This window comes from Sphingomonas sp. GM_Shp_1 (assembly GCF_026540895.1).
Classification (GTDB): Bacteria; Pseudomonadota; Alphaproteobacteria; order Sphingomonadales; family Sphingomonadaceae; genus Sphingomonas.
This window is the reverse complement of record NZ_JALNUR010000003.1, coordinates 209,447-228,776: the sequence shown is the minus strand read 5'-3', so window position 1 is coordinate 228,776 and position 19,330 is coordinate 209,447. Positions and strand designations below refer to the sequence as shown.

General features: G+C 66.2%; 14 protein-coding genes and 1 tRNA gene. 7 read left to right on the top strand and 8 right to left on the bottom strand.

Going from position 1 to position 19,330, the window contains the following annotated elements; translation table 11 throughout:
• Nucleotides 1-78 precede the first annotated feature (78 nt).
• Nucleotides 79-1,890, bottom strand: coding sequence for a translation elongation factor 4 (gene lepA / locus OXQ33_RS03295; RefSeq protein WP_267433252.1), 1,812 nt, complete (start codon nucleotides 1,888-1,890; stop codon nucleotides 79-81).
• 112 nt (nucleotides 1,891-2,002) lie between these two features.
• Between lepA and OXQ33_RS03290 the strand changes: the two genes are divergently transcribed.
• Nucleotides 2,003-2,995, top strand: coding sequence for an SH3 domain-containing protein (locus OXQ33_RS03290; protein WP_346015335.1), 993 nt, complete (start codon nucleotides 2,003-2,005; stop codon nucleotides 2,993-2,995).
• A 178-nt stretch (nucleotides 2,996-3,173) separates the two neighbouring features.
• On the opposite strand, the gene OXQ33_RS03285 is transcribed toward OXQ33_RS03290, so the two are convergent.
• The 4 genes from OXQ33_RS03285 to OXQ33_RS03270 form a co-directional block, all read right to left on the bottom strand.
• A tRNA-Pro gene (locus OXQ33_RS03285) sits at nucleotides 3,174-3,250 on the bottom strand.
• A 118-nt stretch (nucleotides 3,251-3,368) separates the two neighbouring features.
• Nucleotides 3,369-4,187, bottom strand: coding sequence for an ATP-binding protein (locus OXQ33_RS03280; protein WP_267433251.1), 819 nt, complete (start codon nucleotides 4,185-4,187; stop codon nucleotides 3,369-3,371).
• 45 nt (nucleotides 4,188-4,232) lie between these two features.
• Nucleotides 4,233-6,251, bottom strand: a complete 2,019-nt coding sequence (locus tag OXQ33_RS03275) for a tetratricopeptide repeat protein (protein ID WP_267433250.1) — start codon at nucleotides 6,249-6,251, stop codon at nucleotides 4,233-4,235.
• A gap of 2 nt (nucleotides 6,252-6,253) precedes the next feature.
• Nucleotides 6,254-7,642: a TIGR03013 family XrtA/PEP-CTERM system glycosyltransferase gene (locus OXQ33_RS03270; RefSeq protein WP_267433249.1), complete on the bottom strand. Its 1,389-nt coding sequence runs from the start codon at nucleotides 7,640-7,642 to the stop codon at nucleotides 6,254-6,256.
• A gap of 155 nt (nucleotides 7,643-7,797) precedes the next feature.
• Between OXQ33_RS03270 and OXQ33_RS03265 the strand changes: the two genes are divergently transcribed.
• The gene (locus OXQ33_RS03265; protein ID WP_267433248.1) at nucleotides 7,798-8,841 is read left to right on the top strand and encodes a mannose-1-phosphate guanylyltransferase/mannose-6-phosphate isomerase; all 1,044 of its coding nucleotides are present in this window, start codon (nucleotides 7,798-7,800) and stop codon (nucleotides 8,839-8,841) included.
• 36 nt (nucleotides 8,842-8,877) lie between these two features.
• On the opposite strand, the gene OXQ33_RS03260 is transcribed toward OXQ33_RS03265, so the two are convergent.
• Nucleotides 8,878-9,882: a polysaccharide deacetylase family protein gene (locus OXQ33_RS03260; protein ID WP_267433247.1), complete on the bottom strand. Its 1,005-nt coding sequence runs from the start codon at nucleotides 9,880-9,882 to the stop codon at nucleotides 8,878-8,880.
• An 8-nt stretch (nucleotides 9,883-9,890) separates the two neighbouring features.
• Entirely contained in the window at nucleotides 9,891-11,726 is a 1,836-nt protein-coding gene (locus OXQ33_RS03255; protein ID WP_267433246.1) for a HAMP domain-containing sensor histidine kinase, read from the bottom strand.
• 191 nt (nucleotides 11,727-11,917) lie between these two features.
• On the opposite strand from OXQ33_RS03255, the gene OXQ33_RS03250 reads away from it, so the two are divergent.
• Entirely contained in the window at nucleotides 11,918-12,385 is a 468-nt protein-coding gene (locus OXQ33_RS03250) for an Lrp/AsnC family transcriptional regulator (RefSeq protein WP_007404259.1), read from the top strand.
• A gap of 466 nt (nucleotides 12,386-12,851) precedes the next feature.
• Here the strand turns inward: OXQ33_RS03250 and OXQ33_RS03245 are convergent, their stop codons facing one another.
• A complete protein-coding gene (locus OXQ33_RS03245; protein ID WP_267433245.1) occupies nucleotides 12,852-14,138 on the bottom strand; it encodes a hypothetical protein in 1,287 nt (428 codons plus the stop codon).
• 170 nt (nucleotides 14,139-14,308) lie between these two features.
• On the opposite strand from OXQ33_RS03245, the gene OXQ33_RS03240 reads away from it, so the two are divergent.
• The 4 genes from OXQ33_RS03240 to OXQ33_RS03225 all read left to right on the top strand — a co-directional run bounded on the left by OXQ33_RS03240 (nucleotide 14,309) and on the right by OXQ33_RS03225 (nucleotide 19,274).
• Nucleotides 14,309-15,049 carry a peroxide stress protein YaaA gene (locus OXQ33_RS03240; protein WP_267433244.1) on the top strand — a complete coding sequence of 247 codons (741 nt, stop codon included), beginning with the start codon at nucleotides 14,309-14,311 and terminating at the stop codon, nucleotides 15,047-15,049.
• Nucleotides 15,046-15,744: an SDR family NAD(P)-dependent oxidoreductase gene (locus OXQ33_RS03235; RefSeq protein ID WP_267433243.1), complete on the top strand. Its 699-nt coding sequence runs from the start codon at nucleotides 15,046-15,048 to the stop codon at nucleotides 15,742-15,744. The genes OXQ33_RS03240 and OXQ33_RS03235 overlap by 4 nt, the downstream gene beginning before the upstream one ends.
• A 432-nt stretch (nucleotides 15,745-16,176) precedes the next feature.
• Nucleotides 16,177-18,927, top strand: coding sequence for a DNA gyrase subunit A (gene gyrA, locus OXQ33_RS03230; RefSeq protein WP_267433242.1), 2,751 nt, complete (start codon nucleotides 16,177-16,179; stop codon nucleotides 18,925-18,927).
• The gene (locus tag OXQ33_RS03225) at nucleotides 18,924-19,274 is read left to right on the top strand and encodes a DUF952 domain-containing protein (RefSeq protein ID WP_346015334.1); all 351 of its coding nucleotides are present in this window, start codon (nucleotides 18,924-18,926) and stop codon (nucleotides 19,272-19,274) included. The genes gyrA and OXQ33_RS03225 overlap by 4 nt, the downstream gene beginning before the upstream one ends.
• The last annotated feature ends 56 nt before the right edge of the window (nucleotides 19,275-19,330 follow it).

The following is a 19,330-nucleotide window of genomic DNA, read 5'->3' as shown; positions in this document are numbered from 1 at the left end:
AACGATTTTCTCCCGTTTTGGGGAGGCTGAAGGCCGCTTCATTCCTCCCCAAACAGAGCTTGGGGAGGAATGAAGGGTTTACGCTTCGTCGCCCATGCGAAGGGCGGCGATGAAGGCTTCCTGCGGGATGCTGACCGAGCCGTACTCGCGCATCTTCGCCTTACCCTTTTTCTGCTTTTCCAGCAGTTTGCGCTTACGGGTTGCGTCGCCGCCATAGCATTTGGCGGTCACGTCCTTGCGCATCGCGCTGATCGTCTCGCGCGCGATGACCTTGCCGCCGATCGCGGCCTGGATCGGGATTTTGAACAGGTGGCGTGGGATGAGTTCCTTCAGCCGCTCGCACATGCCGCGTCCGCGCGTCTCGGCGGTGCCGCGATGGACGATCATCGACAGCGCATCGACCGGCTCCTCGTTGACCAGGATCGACATTTTGACGAGGTCGCCCTCGCGATAGCCGATCTGATGATAGTCGAAGCTGGCATAGCCCTTCGACAGCGACTTCAACCGGTCGTAAAAGTCGAACACCACTTCGTTGAGCGGCAGCTCATAGGTCGCCTGCGCCCGGCCGCCGACATAAGTGAGGTTCTTCTGAATACCGCGCCGGTCCTGACACAGCTTCAGGATCGAACCCAGATATTCGTCGGGCACATAGATGGTCGCCTCGATCCACGGCTCGCTGATCGACTCGATCTTGTTGGGATCGGGCATGTCCGCCGGATTGTGCAAGTCGATCTGCCCGCCGCCATGCGTCAGCTCGATCTGGTAGACCACCGACGGCGCGGTGGTGATCAGGTCCAGGTCGTACTCTCGGGTCAGCCGCTCCTGGATGATCTCCAGATGCAGCAGGCCCAGGAAACCGCAACGGAAACCGAAGCCGAGCGCGGCGGATGTCTCCATCTCGAAGCTGAACGAGGCGTCGTTCAGCCGCAGCTTGCTGATCGACTCGCGCAGCTTCTCGAAATCGTTGGCGTCGACCGGGAACAGGCCGCAGAACACGACGGGCTGAACTTCCTTGAAGCCCGGCAGCGGCTGGTCGGTCGGCCTCTTGGCGTCGGTCAGCGTGTCGCCGACACGGGCCTGCGCCACGTCCTTGATCTGCGCGGTGATGAAGCCGATCTCGCCGACGCCCAATTCGGTCAGTTGCTCGATCTTGGGCCGGAAACAGCCGACGCGATCGATCAGATGGGTGGTGCCCGCCTGCATGAACTTGATCTGCTGACCCTTTTTCAGGGTACCTTCCATCACGCGCACCAGGATGACGACGCCCAGATACGGGTCATACCAGCTATCGACCAGCATCGCCTTCAGCGGCGCGGTCGCATCGCCCTTGGGCGCGGGGATGTTCTTGACGATCGATTCGAGAATATCGCCGATGCCGATGCCCGACTTGGCGCTGGCCAGCACCGCGCCCGAGGCGTCGATGCCGATCACATCCTCGATCTCGGCGCGGACCTTTTCGGGTTCGGCGGCGGGCAGGTCGATCTTGTTGATGACGGGCACGATCTCATGGTTGTGCTCGATCGATTGATAGACATTGGCCAGTGTCTGCGCCTCGACGCCCTGCGCCGCATCGACCACCAGCAGCGCGCCCTCGCACGCCGCCAGTGAGCGGCTGACCTCATAGGCGAAGTCGACATGGCCCGGCGTGTCCATCAGGTTCAGCGTGTACGTCTCGCCGTCCTGCGCCTTATACGCCAGGCGCACAGTCTGCGCCTTGATGGTGATGCCGCGTTCCTTCTCGATCTCCATGTTATCGAGAACCTGTTCACTCATCTCGCGGTCGGTCAGGCCGCCGGTGAACTGGATCAGGCGATCGGCGAGCGTCGACTTGCCATGGTCGATATGCGCGATGATGGAGAAGTTGCGAATCTTGTCGAGCGGCGTGGTCATGATCCCGCAGCGCCTAGCCTGTCCTGCGTCGGAGTGCTAGACGCCTGCGCAGGATGCACGGTCATGGGGGCGGCAATCCCTGAAGGCCGTGCGGTTTGTTGGGGAGCTTACCGTGATCAAATCGTCCGTCGCCACCGTCATCGCCAGCCTTGGCCTGATCGCCTCCGGCCCCGTCGCCGCCCAGAAGCTCGCCAAGCCGAGCAGTGGACAGCGTTTGCAGGAAGCCACCGCGAATGACGTGCCGCATTGCGCACGCAAACTGGGCACACTGTCGATCGTCGATGGCGACACGTCGAGCGTGACGGGCGCGTGGAACCTCGCACCCCCGTCCAAGCTGCTGAAGGTGCTGGTCCAGCGGTCCGGCTGCTTCAACCTGGTCGATCGCGGCGCGGGGCTGAATGCGGCGGAGCGCGAACGCGCGCTGGGCGGCAATCTGGGCCTGCAACGCGGATCGAATGTCGGCCAGGGTCAGGTGAAGGCGGCGGACTATGTGCTGGTCGCCGAGGTTCAGGGCGCCAATTCCAATACCAGCGGCAGCGGCGCCGCGGCGGGGATCGGCGGTTTGCTGGGCGGCCGCGTGGGCGGCCTGCTGGGCGGCATCAAGTCGAAGAAGATGGAGGCCAACACCGTCCTCTCGCTGACCAATGTCCGCACCACCGAGACGATCGCCACCGAAGAGGGCTATGCGGCCAAGAACAACCTGTCACTGGGTGGCGGCGGCTTCTTCGCGGTCGCGGGGGCCGTGGGTGGCGGTTATGACAATACCGATATCGGCCGCATCGTGACCCTGTCGTTCATCCAGGCCTATTCGAAGCTGGTGAGCGGCCTGGGCCTCATTACGCCGGGGGCCGCCGGAACGGCCGAGGCCGCGCCCGCCAAGACCTTCACGGCGCAGGCCGATATCGCCCTGCGGAGCAGCGCGGCAGCCTCGGCCAAGGTGATTCGCACAATCCCGGCCGGATCCACCGTCTATCCGACCGGTACGAAGAACGGCCTGTGGTGGGAAGTCGCGGATGAGAACGACAATGTCGGCTGGGTTCTGAACACCAAGCTTGCCCCGGCCGGCCTGTCCGCCGACCGTCCGTCGCTGCACAGCACGCACTGATCGATCCGTAGTCGAGCGTAGCCGGGACATTCCAGGTCCTGGCCCGCTTCGATCGTGACCGCCTCGCAACACCATTGCGGGGCGGTTTTTCTTTACATGACGGCTGGGATGAATGCTGGCCGCGACGATCGATGTCGGTGCTGGGAAACCCCGGAGGGTATTCGCGCTATCGCGAAAATGGTCGGGGAGAGAGGATTCGAACCTCCGGCCCCTGCCTCCCGAAGGCAGTGCTCTACCAGGCTGAGCTACTCCCCGACTAGAGAGTACGGACCGGTTTTCTAAGCCTTTCGGGAAGGCCGATCCGTGCTGGAGGCGCGCCAATAGCCAGCGGTTCGGATGGGCGCAAGCGCTTTTTCAACTGTCGCCGAAATTATTACAGCGACCGCCCCATCCGGCCCGCCAGATCGACCACATATTGCCACGCGACACGCCCCGAACGGCTGCCCCGGCGCGTCGCCCAGTTGACCGCCTCGGCCCCGTCGAACGGCAGGTCGTGGCGATCGGCATAGGCCCGCACGATCGCCAGATAGCCGTCCTGGTCGAGCGTATGGAAACCCAGGCTCAACCCGAACCGGTCGGACAGCGCCAGTTGGTCGTCCACCACGTCGCGCGGATTGATGGCGCTATCCTGCTCGCCCAGATCACGGGGCAGCAGGTGGCGTCGGTTGGACGTGACCAGCAAGCGGACATGCGCGGGGCGCGCCTCCGCCCCGCCGTCGAGCAGCGAGCGCAGCGCCCGCGCCTCGCTCGCGCCGTCGAACCCCAGATCGTCGATGAACACCGCGAAGGCGCGGTCCACGCCCTCCAGTAGGCTGAACAGTTCGGGCAGGCTTTCGAGCGTATCGACGGATACCAGCGCCAGCCGACCGGGGCGCTGCTGCTGCACGGCGGCGACGCCCGCCTTGACCAGCGCGGACTTGCCGGTGCCTCGCGCGCCCCAGAGCAGCACGTCCTGCGCCGCATGGCCGTCGGCCAGTCGCTCCAGATTGGCGATCAGCGATTCGCGCTGGCGATCCAGCCCCTGAAGAAGCGACAAGGGCACCGGCGCAAAGCCGCGCGCGGCGGTGAGCACGCCGTTCCTCCAAAGATAGGCCGGATGCGCGAGCGGATCGGCGGAAGGCTGAGGCGGCGGGGCGAGACGTTCGAGCGCGGCGGCGATGCGTTCGAGTATCCGGGGGTCGAGGTCGGTCATGGCGTGCCTCTAACCACGCCCCCCGCCTCCTGCCAAGCGCCGGGCCTATAGCGCGGCGCGGTGCTTCAGGATGACGGGATCGCCGGGTGCCAATGCCAGTGCCTTGTCGAACAACTGCCGCGCGCCCGCTTCCTCGCCATCGGCGGCTAGCGCGACACCATAAGCATCCGCCACCCCGGCATTCATCGGGTCGAGCCGATAGGCCGCCGCTGCATAACGCCGCGCCACCACCCCGTCGCCGCTCTCGGCATAGGCGATGGCCAGATCGTGCAGCAACGCGATGTCGCCTGGCCCCAGTTGCGTCCGCAACCCCTCCAGCGTCTCGATGGCGTCGTCCCATTGTCCCGCCGCCATTTGCCACGCCGCCAACAGACGGCGGGCGGGCACGCTTTGCGGGTTTTGCGACAGATACAGCCCCAGGGCCGTCGCCGCCGCGCGCGACTGACCGATACGCTGATAGGCGTCGATGAGGCGCAGCATCGCGGGCTCGTCAAAGGTCAGATTGGCCGCGCGGGCATAGGGGCCGACCGCCTCGGTCATGCGTCCCGTCACCGCGAGCATGTCGCCATAGGCCATTTGCGCGACCGCTGCGCCCGGGCTGGCACGAACCAGCGCCTGCGCCTTTTGCAAGGCGGCCGCCTGATCGCCATGGCTCGCGAGCCCCCGGATCAGCCCCAGCGCATAGGTCGGGTCGGTCGGCGAGCCGGCGGCGGCGAGCGACAGGTCGCCGACTGTACGGTCCGAACGGAAAATGGTGGCATCGCCCCGCTGTGCCTTGGCGATCCGGTCGATCAGCGCGGTGCCATCCCCCGCTTGCGCCATGGCGGCGAGGCGGAGCGCATAGCCATCGGCGTCCGCGCGCGACAAAATGGGGCGAAGCGTCGTCAGCGCCGCCGCCCGGTCGCCGATCCCGACCTGCGCCAGGGCCAGCAAGCGTCGTGCCGCGACGTTCATCGGCTGCATCGCCACCAGTCGCGACCAGACCCGCACCGCTCGCTGCGGCCGGCCCTGGGCATAGGCCAGCGCGCCGTCGAGCAAGGCGACCGAAGGCCGGGCGGCCAGGGCGCCCCCGGTCAATTGCAGCGCATGCTGCGCCAGCGCATATTTGCCCGCCCGCGCGGCAATCACCGCTTGCAGATACAGGGCCTCGGGACTGCCGGGTTCGGAAACCAGCGCGGTCCGCGTCGCCGCCACGGCATCGGACGCCCGACCCAGATCGCCCAGCGTCGCGGCATATTGGATGAGGGCGGGATGATAATAGGCATCGCGCGCCAGGGCCGCCTCGAACCAGGGCAGCCCTGCGGTCAGGCCGTAGCGAGCGCGCACCACCTCGCCCTGCAAGGTCAGCGCGGCGGGATCGGCGGGGGCCAGCGCCGCCGCCCGCGCCGCCGCCTGTGTCGCGCCGTCCATGTCCCCCGCCCCGAAGCGACTGCGCCCCAGATCGGTCCAGCCGCGCGCATCATTGGGAAAGCGGGCGACCAGTTGCTCCAGGCTTCGGCGAAGCGCGGCACCGCTCTTGCCCTGCGCGGCACGAAGCTGCGCCGCGACGCGCATCATCGCGGCATCGCGCTCGGCGGGCATCCGGTCCACCGCATCCTGGGCCCCGGCCACATTGTCCAGCAGCAGCCGGGCCTCCGCCCGATAGGCGAGCGTCCGAACCCTCGGCACCCCATCGGCCAGCGCACGGTCGAGCGCGGCCTCCGCCGTCACCCCCTGCCCCAGCAACAGGCTGGTCCGCGCGAGCATCATCTGCGCCTGGCCGGAGCGAGGGTCGGCTCCGGCGGCCTGTCGCGCCTGGTCGTGCGCGGCGTGGTAATTCCCCGCCTCCAGCGCCAGGGTCGCGCGCCGCAGCGCCTGCGCGGGATCGACCGGCGGACTGCCGCTGTAAAGCAGGGTCAGCAGCCCCCCGATCGCCAGGGCAATGGCGGCGAGAACCGCGACGATCCTGATCCGCCGCCGGATCGAACGCCGTCGCCAGATGCGACGCTTGCGCCGCAGCATCGGATAGGGAGTCGAGCGACGCCGATCACGCCCGGCATAAGGCGGCTTCGTCGCCTCGCTCACGCCTATCGTGCGCCCGTCGGCCAGAGGATCACCCGCAGCGTCTGCAACAGGATCAGCGCGTCGAGGAAGGGCGAATAATTCTTGGCGTAATACAGATCATATTCCAGCTTGTGCCGCGCATCCTCGATCGATGCGCCATAGGGATAGTTGAGCTGCGCCCATCCGGTGATCCCCGGCTTCACCATATGCCGCTCGGCATAGAAGGGGATTTGCTGTTCCAACTGCTCGACGAATTGCGGGCGTTCGGGGCGCGGGCCGACGAAGCTCATCTCGCCCATCAGCACCGACCAGATTTGCGGCAATTCGTCGATCCGCACCTTGCGGATGAACCGCCCGATCCGCGTGATGCGCGGGTCGTCCTTCTCGGCCCAGACGGCTTGCCCGGCGATTTCCGCATCCTGACGCATCGAACGCAGCTTTAATATGTCGAAGGGCTGGTTGAACAGGCCGATCCGACGCTGGCGATAAAAGGCGGGGCCGCTGGATTCCAGCCGGATGGCGATTCCGGTCAGCAGGATCACCGGCACCGCGAAGACCAGCAGGATCAGGCTGACCGTGATATCGAAGGTGCGCTTGAACATCGCGGACCACATCCGGCCCGAGGCGAAGCCTTCCGAGAAAATCAGCCAGCTATGGCTGACCGAGGCGAGATCGATGCGCCCCGTCTGCCGCTCCAGAAAGCTGGAAAGTTCATAGACCTGCACCCCGGTCGTGCGAACGCGCAGCAGGTCCTGATAGGGCAAGGCGTTACGACGTTCCTGCAGGGCCAGCACGACCTCCGTCGCCTCCCGCTCGATGACGAATTCCTGCAGATTGGGAATGGCGCTGCGCGGGGTGGCTTCGGGAACCGCCGTCTCCGCCTCGTTCATCGCAATCGCCCCGGCGACCACGAAGTTCGATCCCGGCTGGCGCGCCAGCGCCATGATCGCGGCGGCCCGGTCGCCCGCGCCCATCAGGATGACCCGCTGCTTGAACCGATCGCCGCCCAGCATCCGTCCCATCAGCGCCCGCTCCAGCACCAGCAGGACGATGGCGATCAGCATCGAGAAGAACAGGCTGGAGCGCCAATAGGACAGCCCCGGAAAAAAGAAGAAGATCAGCGACAGGAGGATGACCCCCATCGACACCGCGACCATCAACCGTGCCGCCGCGAAGCGCAACGACAGGAACGACGCCGCCGCATAGCCGCCGACCGCCAGCAACGCGATCTGGAGCGGGATGGCGAAGCTGAGCACCTGGGGCAAGCGCTCGACCAGCGTTCCGGGGGGGAAGCCGATCTGCCGCGCGCGGATCAGCCAGCCCAGCTCCGCCGCCACGATCAGCAGCAGAAAATCGACCAACCCGAGCAGCAGCGCGGCATGTGGGACATAATGTTTAAACAGGCGGATCATCTATCTGGCGATCGTCCCCATGCGCCCCGTCGCGCAACCGTCCATAATTTTTGCAATAAATGACAAACGAAACGTGAAGAAATGCGTTGTGGCGCGTGACGAGACGATCGTACACACCGATCCCACGGGTTGTACGGCAATTTGAAGGGGCATTCATGAATAATCAGATCGTGCCGGTAATCCTCTCCGGCGGGTCCGGCACCCGGTTATGGCCGATGTCCAAACCGGAGATGCCCAAGCAGCTTCTTCCCATCACCTCCGATGAAACCATGCTGCAACTGACGGCGCAGCGGACCAATGCCAACGGGTTCGCCGCCCCCATCGTCGTCGCCGGACAGCGTCACGCCGACCTGGTCGAGCAGCAACTGGTCGAGGCCGGAACCGCACCGCAACTGCTGATCCTGGAGCCGGTGGCCCGCAACACCGCACCCGCCATCGCGCTGGCTGCCCTCGCCGCGCGGCCCGAGGAAGTGCTGTTGGTCATGCCCTCGGACCATGTGATCGCCGATCTCGACGCCTTCCACGCCGCGATCCGCTCGGCGCTGCCCATGGTGTCGCAAGGGTGGCTCGCAACCTTCGGCATCGCGCCCGACAAGCCCGAGACGGGTTACGGCTATATCCAGGTCGGCCGCGAGATCGCCAAGGGCGTGCACCAGGTCGCACGCTTCGTCGAGAAGCCCCGGCTGGAGCGCGCAGAGGCGATGCTGGCACGCGGCGACTATGCCTGGAACGGCGGCATCTTCCTGTTCCGCGCCGATCGCTATCTGGAGGAGCTGGGCCAGCATGCGCCGGAAATGCTCGTCGCCGCCGAAAAGGCGATGCGGGCGGCGCGGCGCGAGGGCAAACGCCTGGTCCCCGACGAGGCGGAGTTCGCCGCCTGCCCGTCCGATTCGATCGACTATGCCGTCATGGAGCGCGCGGACCGCGTGGCCGTGGTGCCCGTGTCGATGGGGTGGAACGACGTCGGAAGCTGGGACGCGCTGCATGCGATCAGCGATCTGGACGTGTTCGGCAACAGCCATCGCGGCGAGGTGCTGGCCATCGACACCCGCAACTGCCTGATCCGCACCGACCGGGTCCGCGTCGCGGCGGTGGATGTCGAGGACCTCATCATCGTGGCGAGCGGCGACGATGTTCTGATCCTGCCGCGTGGCCGCAGCCAGGACGTGAAGAAGTTGATCGAGGCGATGAAGCGCTGACGCCAGACGAGCCGGGCGGTGCGACCGCCGCCCGGTTCAACCGTTCGGGCGATCCAGCACCGCGAGGATTTCGGAAACGGTGGTCGTGGTCACCCCGTGCCGCGCCAGGCGCTCGAACACCGCATCCCACCAGCGATCGAACATCTCTCGGTCCCGCGCATTGCGGACATAGGGGGTGTGCCCCGGCTCCAGGGTCGGCGAGTGGAAGGAAAAGGTCAGCAGCCGCACGCCATCCGCCAGCGCCCGATCGATCGCGGCGAGTGCATCCCCGATACCCACCCCTTCGGGCGTCAGGGGAATGCGAGACAACAGCCCCAGCCGTGCCATCGCGCCCCGACCATGGGGAAGCCGCCCCGCGCGGGGATAGAGCGCCTGCCCCCGTCCGCGCAGCAAGCCGGTATAGACGCTGGTCAACGGCAGTTCGATCAGCCCATCACGGCGAAAGCCATGCGAGCCGATCCCGCTGAAATCCATGCCGCCGCCGCCGCCATAATCGTGCAGCGCCCGCATCGAGCTGTCGATCCGATAACCCCGCTCGGCGAGCAGCGGCAGCGAGGAAGGCCCCAGCCCATAGCGCCCCGAGCGGAAGATGCGCGGCGCCCGCCCGAACGACGCGGTGATGGCGTCGGTCAACCGATCGAGCTTCGCCGCCTCCAATGCGGGCGGCAGATTGCCCGCATGGCTGGTGAACGGATCGACCACCTCTTCATGCGGGGGCGTGACCCAGGCGTGAAGCTGTGCTCCGATCTCCGACCGGCCATCGTCCAGACATTCGGACAGGGCCGCGATCGACGCCGCATCGACCGCGACCGGATAGTCGACCATGCAGGTCAGCCCGACCCCGGCCTGTGCAAAGCGACGATGCGCCGGCGCGAAGGCCCGCATCGCCTTGGTCGATCGATGTCGCCGGTCGAGCGGAGCCGTCCAGTCGAACTCCTCCTCGACATCGACGGTGACCAGGAAACGGCGACCGAACTCCTCTGGCCAGTCGATGCGTTCCGCCGCACTCGCAGGATCGGGACGCCAGGGGCGAGCGGCCATCGGCACGGTCAGAGGATCGACGCCTGCCCCGCGCGCTGATCGCCGCCCAGAGGCAAAGCGAGAACGACCCGGTGCAGCCCGATGGTCAGCCCCCCGCCCATCTCGGCCCCCAGCTTGTCGATCAGGCGCAGCGAGAAGCCGGTGCCCAGCAACGGCGCGCCGTCACGCTGGTCCTCGTCCCCCGCCTCGCTCAGCAACGCCGCCTCCGTCTCGACCGTCAGCGACAGCGGGCGATCGACGCGCAGCACGGCCATGCCCTGCTCCACCGACAGGCTGGCCGTCAGGCGTTCGCCGACGACGCAGTTGGACAGCAACACCGAGAACAGCCGCGTCACCAGCCGCTCGCTCGCACGGTCGTCGGCCAATGCGGCGATGGCCAGGGAGGGCGGATCGAACCGGATCTCCGCGCGCCGCAACTCGGCCAGCGGCTTGAGTTCGACCAGAATGCGCTGGATCAACGGTGCGAGCGGTACGACCGTCGGGCGAAGCTCCAGCACCCGCCCCTCGATCCGCGCCGCCGTGTCGAGGTCCTCGACCGAGGCGAGCAGGTCCGCCGCCATCGACCGGATGGCGCTGGCCCGGTCGCGATAGACGGGGGCGACGGGGCCCAGGAGTTCGCTTTCGATCAGCTCGGCAAAGCCCGCCACCGCATTGGCCGGAGTCCGCAACTCATGCACCAATTGCCGGAGCGAATCGGACGAAGCCGTCTCGGTCACCGCCGCCGCCTCGCGGACATTGGCGATCTCGTCCCGGCGTGGTCGCCGACCGCTGCCGCGATAGCCAGCGAAACTGCCCGTCGCCGGGTCGAAATAGGGCATGGCCGACACCCGCCACGATCCCGCCGCCGCCGAAGACCCGCCGATTTCCAGCCGCGCGTCGCGGAAGGGCGAGCGGCGACGAAATGCCCCCATCGCCACGCCATCGAACTGCGCCAGCCCTTGCGCGGCGGTCTCCGCGATGCTCACCCCCACCAGCGGGCCGCGCGTGACGCCCTCGATGCCCAGGATCAGGCCATGGACATCGGTCTCGAAATCGAAATGCGCGGGGCCCGCATCGCCATGCGGCGTGTCGGTCGCTTCCTCGCGCCGCTGGTTGAAGGCCTCGATCCGGGCGACCAGATCGGCGATCTCATAGCGTGGCGGCGCGGCAGGCGCCTCGGCATGGCGCAGCGCCTCCGCCATGAAGGGCAGCCCGCGTGCCACCTGGCCCAAGGCGACGAAAGGCGTGGCCGCCTGGGTCGGCACCGGATCGAGCAGCACGGACAGCGGCAGGCTGTCTTCCTCGGGAAAGGCATCGTCGGAGAGCGATGCCGGGTCCACCGTCTCGGGTTCGGTCGGCGTTCCGATGCCAGGCTCGGACACCACCGGTGCGCTCTCGTATACCGGCTCTCCCCCTTCCACCGGCATCGGTTCGGCGAGGTTGGGAAGGACGAAATCGACCGCGCCGAAGCTCTCCAGCCCGCGCTCCACCGTGTCCGACAGATCGCGCCGATGACGCAGCACCGAGCGTGCGCCGGGCGATAGGAGCGGCAGGAGCGCAAGCCATTCGTCATCGGTCAGCGTGACGCCGCGAAGGACCGGAGCCGCGACCGACAAGCTATCCTGCGAGAAGAAGGCGACCAGTTCGGCGGGCGGATGACCGATGCTCAACATGCGCCCGCTGGCGGCGCGGACTTCTTCCGGGACCGAATCGCGCAACTCGTGAAGCCGGTTTAACATCTGCGGGTCGGCCGGAACACGGCCACGCGCCATCAGGTCGACAAGCTGCCGCCAGGCGGTCTGCGCGCCGAAGGGCGAGCGCATGTCGGCCGATAAAATCGTCGCCAGGCTATCGTCGAACCGCACTGAGCTCCCTTCATGCATGGCTGTATCGCCGTAATCAGCCTGTCTTAACGTCCTTATCCTTCCAACTGGTAACCTGCAAATATCGAGATCCATGGCGTTGCAATATGGGAGAATTGCGGTAGTGCGTAATTTTCTTATAGTCCGCCGGATCAGAGCATAGGGAATCGGCTTTTTATGTGGAGTATCGTGTAATGGCGCTCGATCGCATCGATCGGCAAATCCTGGCGCTGTTGCAGGCCGACGGCCGTATGACCAATGTCGAACTGGCCGAACGAGTGGGATTGACGGCGCCCCCCTGTTTGCGCCGTGTCCGTGCGCTGGAGGAAGCAGGCGCGATCCGGGGCTATCATGCCGATCTGGACGCCGCGCGACTGGGTTTCCCGATCACCGTCTTCGCGATGGTGTCGCTGCGCAGCCAGGCCGAGCACGACCTCGCGACGTTCGAGGCGCATGTCGCGGGCATCCCCGAAGTGCGCGAATGTCACATGCTGAACGGTGAGATCGACTTCATCCTGAAGATCGTCGCATCGGACCTGAAGAGCTTCCAGGAAATCCTGACGACGCACCTGACGCCCGCCCCCAATGTCGCGAGCGTCAAGACTTCGCTGACCATCCGCACCGCCAAGCAGGTGTCGGGTATCCCGATCGAAGCCGACTGAGCGGGGTTTTCTTGCGCAAGGAAGAGCCGATCGTCCGTGGGGATGGTCGGCTTTTTTCATGGGGTTGAATCGGCGGGCTTTTTTCCCGACGATAAGGCGGTCGCCCAAGGCCGATCGACATTCAGCCTTCAAGGAGTGAGGCCCTGCCGTCGGAATCGCGACCGATCCGAGATGTAGGTCCCAAAGCCATCTGGACGGTGTGATCCCTTGGCCTTCGACTTCGCTCAGGCTGAACGGAAGTCAGGAGGTGCAAGTAAGAACGTGACCTGCTGGCCCAAATCCCACGATCCGTTCGCACTGAGCGAAGTCGAAGTGCATGCCCCGCCGCTTGCCCCTGGCGGGGTGAAAGGCGTGGCCTTCGAATTCGCTCAATGCGAATGGAGGCAGGGTTCATTGGGCTGACCCGCGTCGTCAACGGGCCACCACCAAAAACCCCCGCGCCTCATCGGCGCGGGGGTCGTCGGCCTTACGCCTGGGCGTCCAGATAGGTCTTCCAGAAGCCTGCCAGGTCGGCGCGTGGCTGGCCCTGGACTGCATCGAAAGCGGCCTTGGCACCGGCCTTGTCGCCCTGCGCGGCCAGCGCGATGCCGAGGCGGGTGTTCACCTCGTTCGCATCCACACCACCCTTTTGCAGCGCGGCGCGGTAGAGTTCGGCGGCCTTGGCGTAATTGCCCTGGCCGTAATAGGCCTCGGCGGTCAGCGCGGCGAGCTTGCCGTCGGCGGCGGACTTGGCGCGCGCCTCGGTCGGGGCGAGCGAGCCCTCCTGGCGGCTCTTGGCGGCAGCCGCGGTCAGCATCGCCTTGGCGGTCGCATTACCGGCAGGAATCTTGCCCGAAGCGATGCCTTCCTTCAGCACCGTCTCGGCTTCCGCCGGCAGGCCCTTGTCCGTCGCATACTGCGCATATTCCATATAGTCGTTCTGGTCGGCCAGCGACTTGGTAGCGCGCATCAGGCGGAACAGGTCGAGGCGCTGGTTCTTGTCCAGCGTCGCCAGCGAACCGGGCTGCAAGCCATAGATGACCAGCGAATTGCGCCAGTTCTGCGCGGTCGGATAGGCAATGATCCACTTGCGCATCCAGGACAGCGTCTCGGGGACCATCTTGGCCTTGTTCGCGCGACCGATGGCGTACTTGTAATAGTCCTCGGGCGCCTTCTGGCCCGAAGCGGTCATCTGGTCGATCGCGCTCGCCAGTTCGGCATTGGCGCCGGCGACATCGCCCGAGTCCATCTTCGCCTTGACGATCAGCATCGGCAGGTTCGGATCGTTATAGCCGAGCTGCTTGGCCTGGTTGAAATATTGCAGGGCGATCGGATACTGCTTACCGTTATAGGCCAGCGCGCCGCGACGGAAGACGTAGCGCGGCTTGTCCGCCGCCGGGGTCGAGGGGCTGGCGATCAGCGCGTCGAGCGGCTTGGCGAGTGCGGCTTCATCGACCGGTGCGTTCGGATTGGCCTGCTGGGCCGCGAACAGCTTGCCCGATTCGAGTTCGTAGCGCAGCGCCGCCGCGATGTACTTGTCGTCCTCGGTCTTGGCGGCGGTTTCCACGGCGGCGACCAGCGGTTCGGCGGCGGCATAGTTCTTCTGCTGAAGCACGGGCTGGGCGGCCTGCGCGGCCTTCAGCGCCTCGGGGCTCAGCTTCAGGCCGCCCGCTTCTTCCTTCTTCTTCTGTGCCGCAGCCGGAACGGTCAGGGCAACTCCACTCACACTCGTCGCCAGCACAGCCGCAAGCGCGAGCTTCGGGATGATCTTCATGCGAATTTTCTCCAAGAATAGAGCCTGTCGGGTCCAGAACCGTATCTGACGGGCTTGATAGGGACAGCGCGCGTCCCGTTCAAGCAATGCGATGATCCGGTCCTCCCTACCCCTCAACCGCTGAACGCGGATTGAACGCGAACGCTCCCGGCGCTAGCGCGGCGGCCATCATGATTGCCGTCATCTCCCCCGCCAAGACGCTCGATTACAAGAGCCCCCTGCCCGACCTCGCCCCCACCAAGCCCCATTTCGCCGCCGAGGCCGATATGCTGGCCGGTGCCGCCGCCGGGCTGGGCGAAGACAAGCTGAGTGCGCTGATGCGCATTTCGCCCACACTCGCCAAGCTGAATGCCGATCGGTTCCGCGACTTCGCGACCGCGCCCGAACGTCCCGCCATGTTCGCCTTTGCAGGGGACGTCTATACGGGGCTGGAGGCCAGGACGCTGGACGAACCCGCGATCCTGTTCGCGCAAGATCATTTGCGGATGCTGTCGGGTCTTTACGGCCTTCTCCGCCCGCTGGACGCGATGCGGCCCTATCGCCTGGAGATGGGAACCCGCTGGGCTCCGCGTGGCGACAAGCTGACCGACTGGTGGGGGAACCAGATCGCCGAGCATCTGGCGAAGGAGGTCGAGGCGGAGGGATCAGGCACCATCCTGAACCTCGCCAGCCAGGAATATTGGCATTCGGTCGAGGGCAAGCTGCCCCCCGCCATCCGTGTCATCGCGGTCGATTTCCGCGAGGGCGACCGCTTCGTCAGCTTCCACGCGAAGAAGGCGCGCGGGGCGATGGCGCGCTGGATGATCGAGCACGCCATCACCGATACCGACGCGATGCGCGGCTTCGACAGCGATGGCTATGCCTTCGATGCCGAGGCGAGCACGCCGACGACATGGAGGTTCGTGCGATGACCGAGTGGAAGCAGGCGGTCGTCATCGGCGCATCGGGCGGGATCGGCGCGGCCATCGCCGATGCGCTGGAGGAAGAGGGCGTGGCGGTCGCCCGCTTTGCCCGGTCCATGGCCGAGGAAGCGCATCTCGATCTGGAGGACGAAGGCAGCATCGCGGCGGCGGCGCGGCACATCGCCAAGGGTACCGCCCCCGATCTCGTCATCGTCGCGACCGGCCTGCTCCATGACGGAGAACATGGCCCGGAAAAGGCCATCGACCAGCTCGACCCCGCCTGGCTCGCCCGTAATTTCGCGGTCAATGCCATCGGCCCGGCGCTGGTCGCCAAGCATCTGCTCCCGCTGATGCCGCGCACCGGCCGGACGATCTTCGCGGCGCTGTCGGCGCGGGTCGGGTCGATCTCCGACAATCGAATGGGCGGCTGGTACGGCTATCGCGCGTCCAAGGCCGCGCTCAACCAATTCATCCGCACGCTCGCCATCGAGCATAAGCGACGCAACGACCGCTCGATCGTCGTCGCGCTCCACCCCGGCACGGTCGATACCGCGCTGTCCCGGCCGTTTCAGGGCAATGTCCGCCCCGGCGCCCTGTTCGCGCCCGACCGGGCGGCGGTCCAATTGCTCGACGTGATCGACGGACTGAAGGCACCGGACAGCGGCAAGCTGTTCGACTGGGAAGGCAAAGAGGTTCAGCCCTGATCCTCCCCGGTACGGGGAGGTGGCAGTCCGAAGGACTGACGGAGGGGCGCTTCCGCATAGCATATCCTTCGTGGCGCTCCCCCTCCACCACCGCTTCGCGGCGGTCCCCCTCCCCGTGCCGGGGAGGATATCCTGTCATTCGGATGACAATATCGTAACGTCCGAGACATTCACTCGAAACGATTGAAAAGCCATAAGAACAGGGCTGGTCGCCGCTCCACTCCCGTCGGCGGCCAGCGTCTCCAAAGTCCCGCGATCCGCTGCCGAGGGGGGAGCATGAGCGCCGGGCCCATCCCCGCCACCCCCTTCGCGCGTCCGTCTTCGCTCCCGAACGGCCCCTCGCGAATGGGTTGCGCGGGGGTGGTCAGGCGGCTTTTGCTGGGCTAGGAATGACAATTCCCATCTGACCACCAACCCGGAAAGCAACAGACTTTGGCCGACGAGACGACCCTCGCGGAACCTTCCGATATTTCGACGATCTCCATCGTCGACGAGATGAAGTCGAGCTATCTCGACTATGCGATGAGCGTGATCGTGGCGCGTGCGCTGCCCGACGTGCGTGACGGCCTGAAGCCCGTCCATCGCCGTATCCTCTATTCGGCCGCCGAAAGCGGCTTCGTCGCGGGCAAGCCCTATCGCAAGTCGGCGCGCATCGTCGGCGACGTGATGGGTAAATATCACCCGCACGGCGACAGCGCGATCTACGACGCGCTGGCCCGCATGGCGCAGGACTGGTCGATGCGCGTGCCGCTGATCGACGGTCAGGGCAATTTCGGCTCGATGGACCCCGATCCGCCCGCCGCGATGCGTTACACCGAAGCACGTCTGGCCAAGGTCGCCAACTCGCTGCTCGACGATCTCGACAAGGACACGGTCGACTTCCAGCCCAACTATGACGGCTCGGAGCGCGAACCCTCGGTCCTGCCTGCGCAATATCCGAATCTGCTGGTCAATGGCGCCGGCGGTATTGCGGTCGGCATGGCGACCAACATCCCGCCGCACAATCTGGGCGAGGTGGTCAATGCCTGCCTGGCCTATATGGAAAACGGCGCGATCACGGTCGAGGAACTGAACGAGATCGTCCCCGCCCCCGACTTCCCCACCGGCGCGCTGATCCTGGGCCGTTCGGGCGCGCGCTCGGCCTATCAGACCGGGCGCGGTTCGATCATCGTGCGCTCGCGCCACGAAATCGAGGAATCGCGCGGCGACCGTAGGGCCATTGTCCTCACCGAAATTCCCTTCCAGCAGGGCAAGAACGCGCTGGTCGAGAAGATCGCCGAAGCCGCCAAGGAAAAGCGGATCGAGGGGATCAGCGACATTCGCGACGAGTCGAACCGCGAAGGCGTTCGCATCGTCATCGACCTGAAGCGCGATGCGACGCCTGAGGTCGTGCTGAACCAGCTCTGGCGGCACACCCCCGCCCAGACCAGCTTCCCGGCCAACATGCTCGCCATTCGCGGGGGCCGCCCTGAGCTGCTGAACCTGCGCGACATCATCCAGGCGTTCGTGCAGTTTCGCGAGCAGGTGATCACCCGCCGCTCCAAGTTCGAGCTGGCCAAAGCGCGCGAGCGGGCGCACATCTTGCTGGGCCTCGTCATCGCGGTGACGAACCTGGACGAAGTGGTGCGGATCATCCGGGGTTCGGCCTCGCCGGTCGCCGCGCGGGAAGCGCTGCTCGCCCGCGAATGGCCGATCGCCGAGATCGCGCCGTACATTCGCCTGGTCGAGGCGGTCGAGAGCGAGGGCTTCGGCGATACCTATCGCCTGTCGGAAACCCAGGTTCGCGCCATCCTGGACCTGCGCCTCCACCGCCTGACCGCGCTGGGCCGTGACGAGATCGGCGACGAGCTGAAGGGCCTGGCGGACTCGATCACCGAGTTGCTGGAAATCCTCGCCAACCGCGTCAAGCTGTACGAAGTGATGCGCGGCGAGCTGGTGGCGATCCGCGACCAGTTCGCGACCCCGCGCCGCTCGGAAATCGCCGCCGCTGCCGACGGCATTGATGACGAGGACCTGATCGAGCGCGAGGACATGGTCGTTACCGTGACCATGCAGGGCTATATCAAGCGCACCCCGCTCGATGCCTTCCGCGCGCAGAACCGGGGTGGCAAGGGTCGCTCAGGCATGGCGACGAAGGACGAGGACGTCGTTACCGAGCTGTTCGTAACGTCGACGCACACGCCGGTCCTGTTCTTCTCGAACCATGGCAAGGTCTATCGCTACAAAGTGTGGCGTCTGCCCGAGGGCGGGCCCGCCACGCGCGGGCGGCCGATGGTCAACTTGCTGCCGCTGGCACCGGGCGAGGTCATCTCGACGGTGCTACCTCTCCCCGAGGACGAGGCGGAGTGGGGCAAGCTCCACGTCATGTTCGCCACCGCCAAGGGTGCCGTACGCCGCAACTCGATGGATGCGTTCACCAACGTGCCCTCGAACGGCAAGATCGCGATGCGCTTCGAAGAGGGCAGCGAGGACCGGCTGATCGGTGTCGCGCTGCTCGGCGCGGAGGACGATGTGCTGCTCGCCACCCGCTGCGGCCGCGCGATCCGCTTCGCGGCGGACGATGTGCGCGAGTTCCAGAGCCGCACCTCGACCGGCGTGCGCGGCATCACGCTGAAGGATGGGGACGAGGTCATCTCGCTCTCGGTCCTGCACCGCGTCGGCACCACCCAGGAGGAGCGCGAGGCTTATCTGCGCTTCGCCCCCTGGAAGGGCGAGAAGGAAGGCGAGCCCGAACTGTCGGTCGAGCGGTATGAGGAACTGCGCAACAGCGAGCAGTTCATCCTGACCGTCTGCGCCAATGGCTATGGCAAGCTGTCCTCGGCCTATGAATATCGCCGCACGGGTCGCGGTGGCCAGGGCATCACCAATATCGACAATATCGCCCGCAACGGCGATGTCGTCGCCAGCTTCCCCGCCGCCAAGGGGCATCAGCTGATGCTCGTCACCGACCAGGCCAAGCTGATCCGTATGTCTCTGGCGAGCCTGCGTGTCATCGGGCGTGGCTCGGCGGGTCTGCGGCTCTTCAACGTGGCACCGGGCGAGCATGTCGTCTCGGCCGCGCGGATCGAGGAGACCGAAGAGGATGCCGAAATGAACCTGGCGGACGGCACCCCCGACATCGCGCCCGAGCCGGACGCGGTCGTCGGCGAGAACCTGGCCGCCGGGCCGGAGGATGGCGAGTGAGCCATCCGGCCACCGCCTATAAGGTGCTGACCGCCGATCAGATGGCGGTGCTGGAGCAGGAGGGCGTATTTACGGGGGCTCCGGTGGATATCGCCGATGGCTATATCCACCTCTCCACCGCCGCCCAGCTGACCGAGACGGTGGACAAGCATTTCGCCGGGCAGACCGACCTGCATGTCGCAGGCGTCGACCTGGAGGCGATGGGCGAAGCGGTGAAGTGGGAAGAGAGCCGGGGCGGCCAGCTCTTCCCGCATCTCTATGCGCCACTGCCGCTGTCGGCGGTCATCGCCTATGGCCCGCTGAAGCGCGGCGACGACGGGACGGTGCGGCTGCCGATCACCGGCTGAACGGATCGGAAACGACGTTTCGTCATCGAAACGTCATCAATTCCTAACGCCGCATT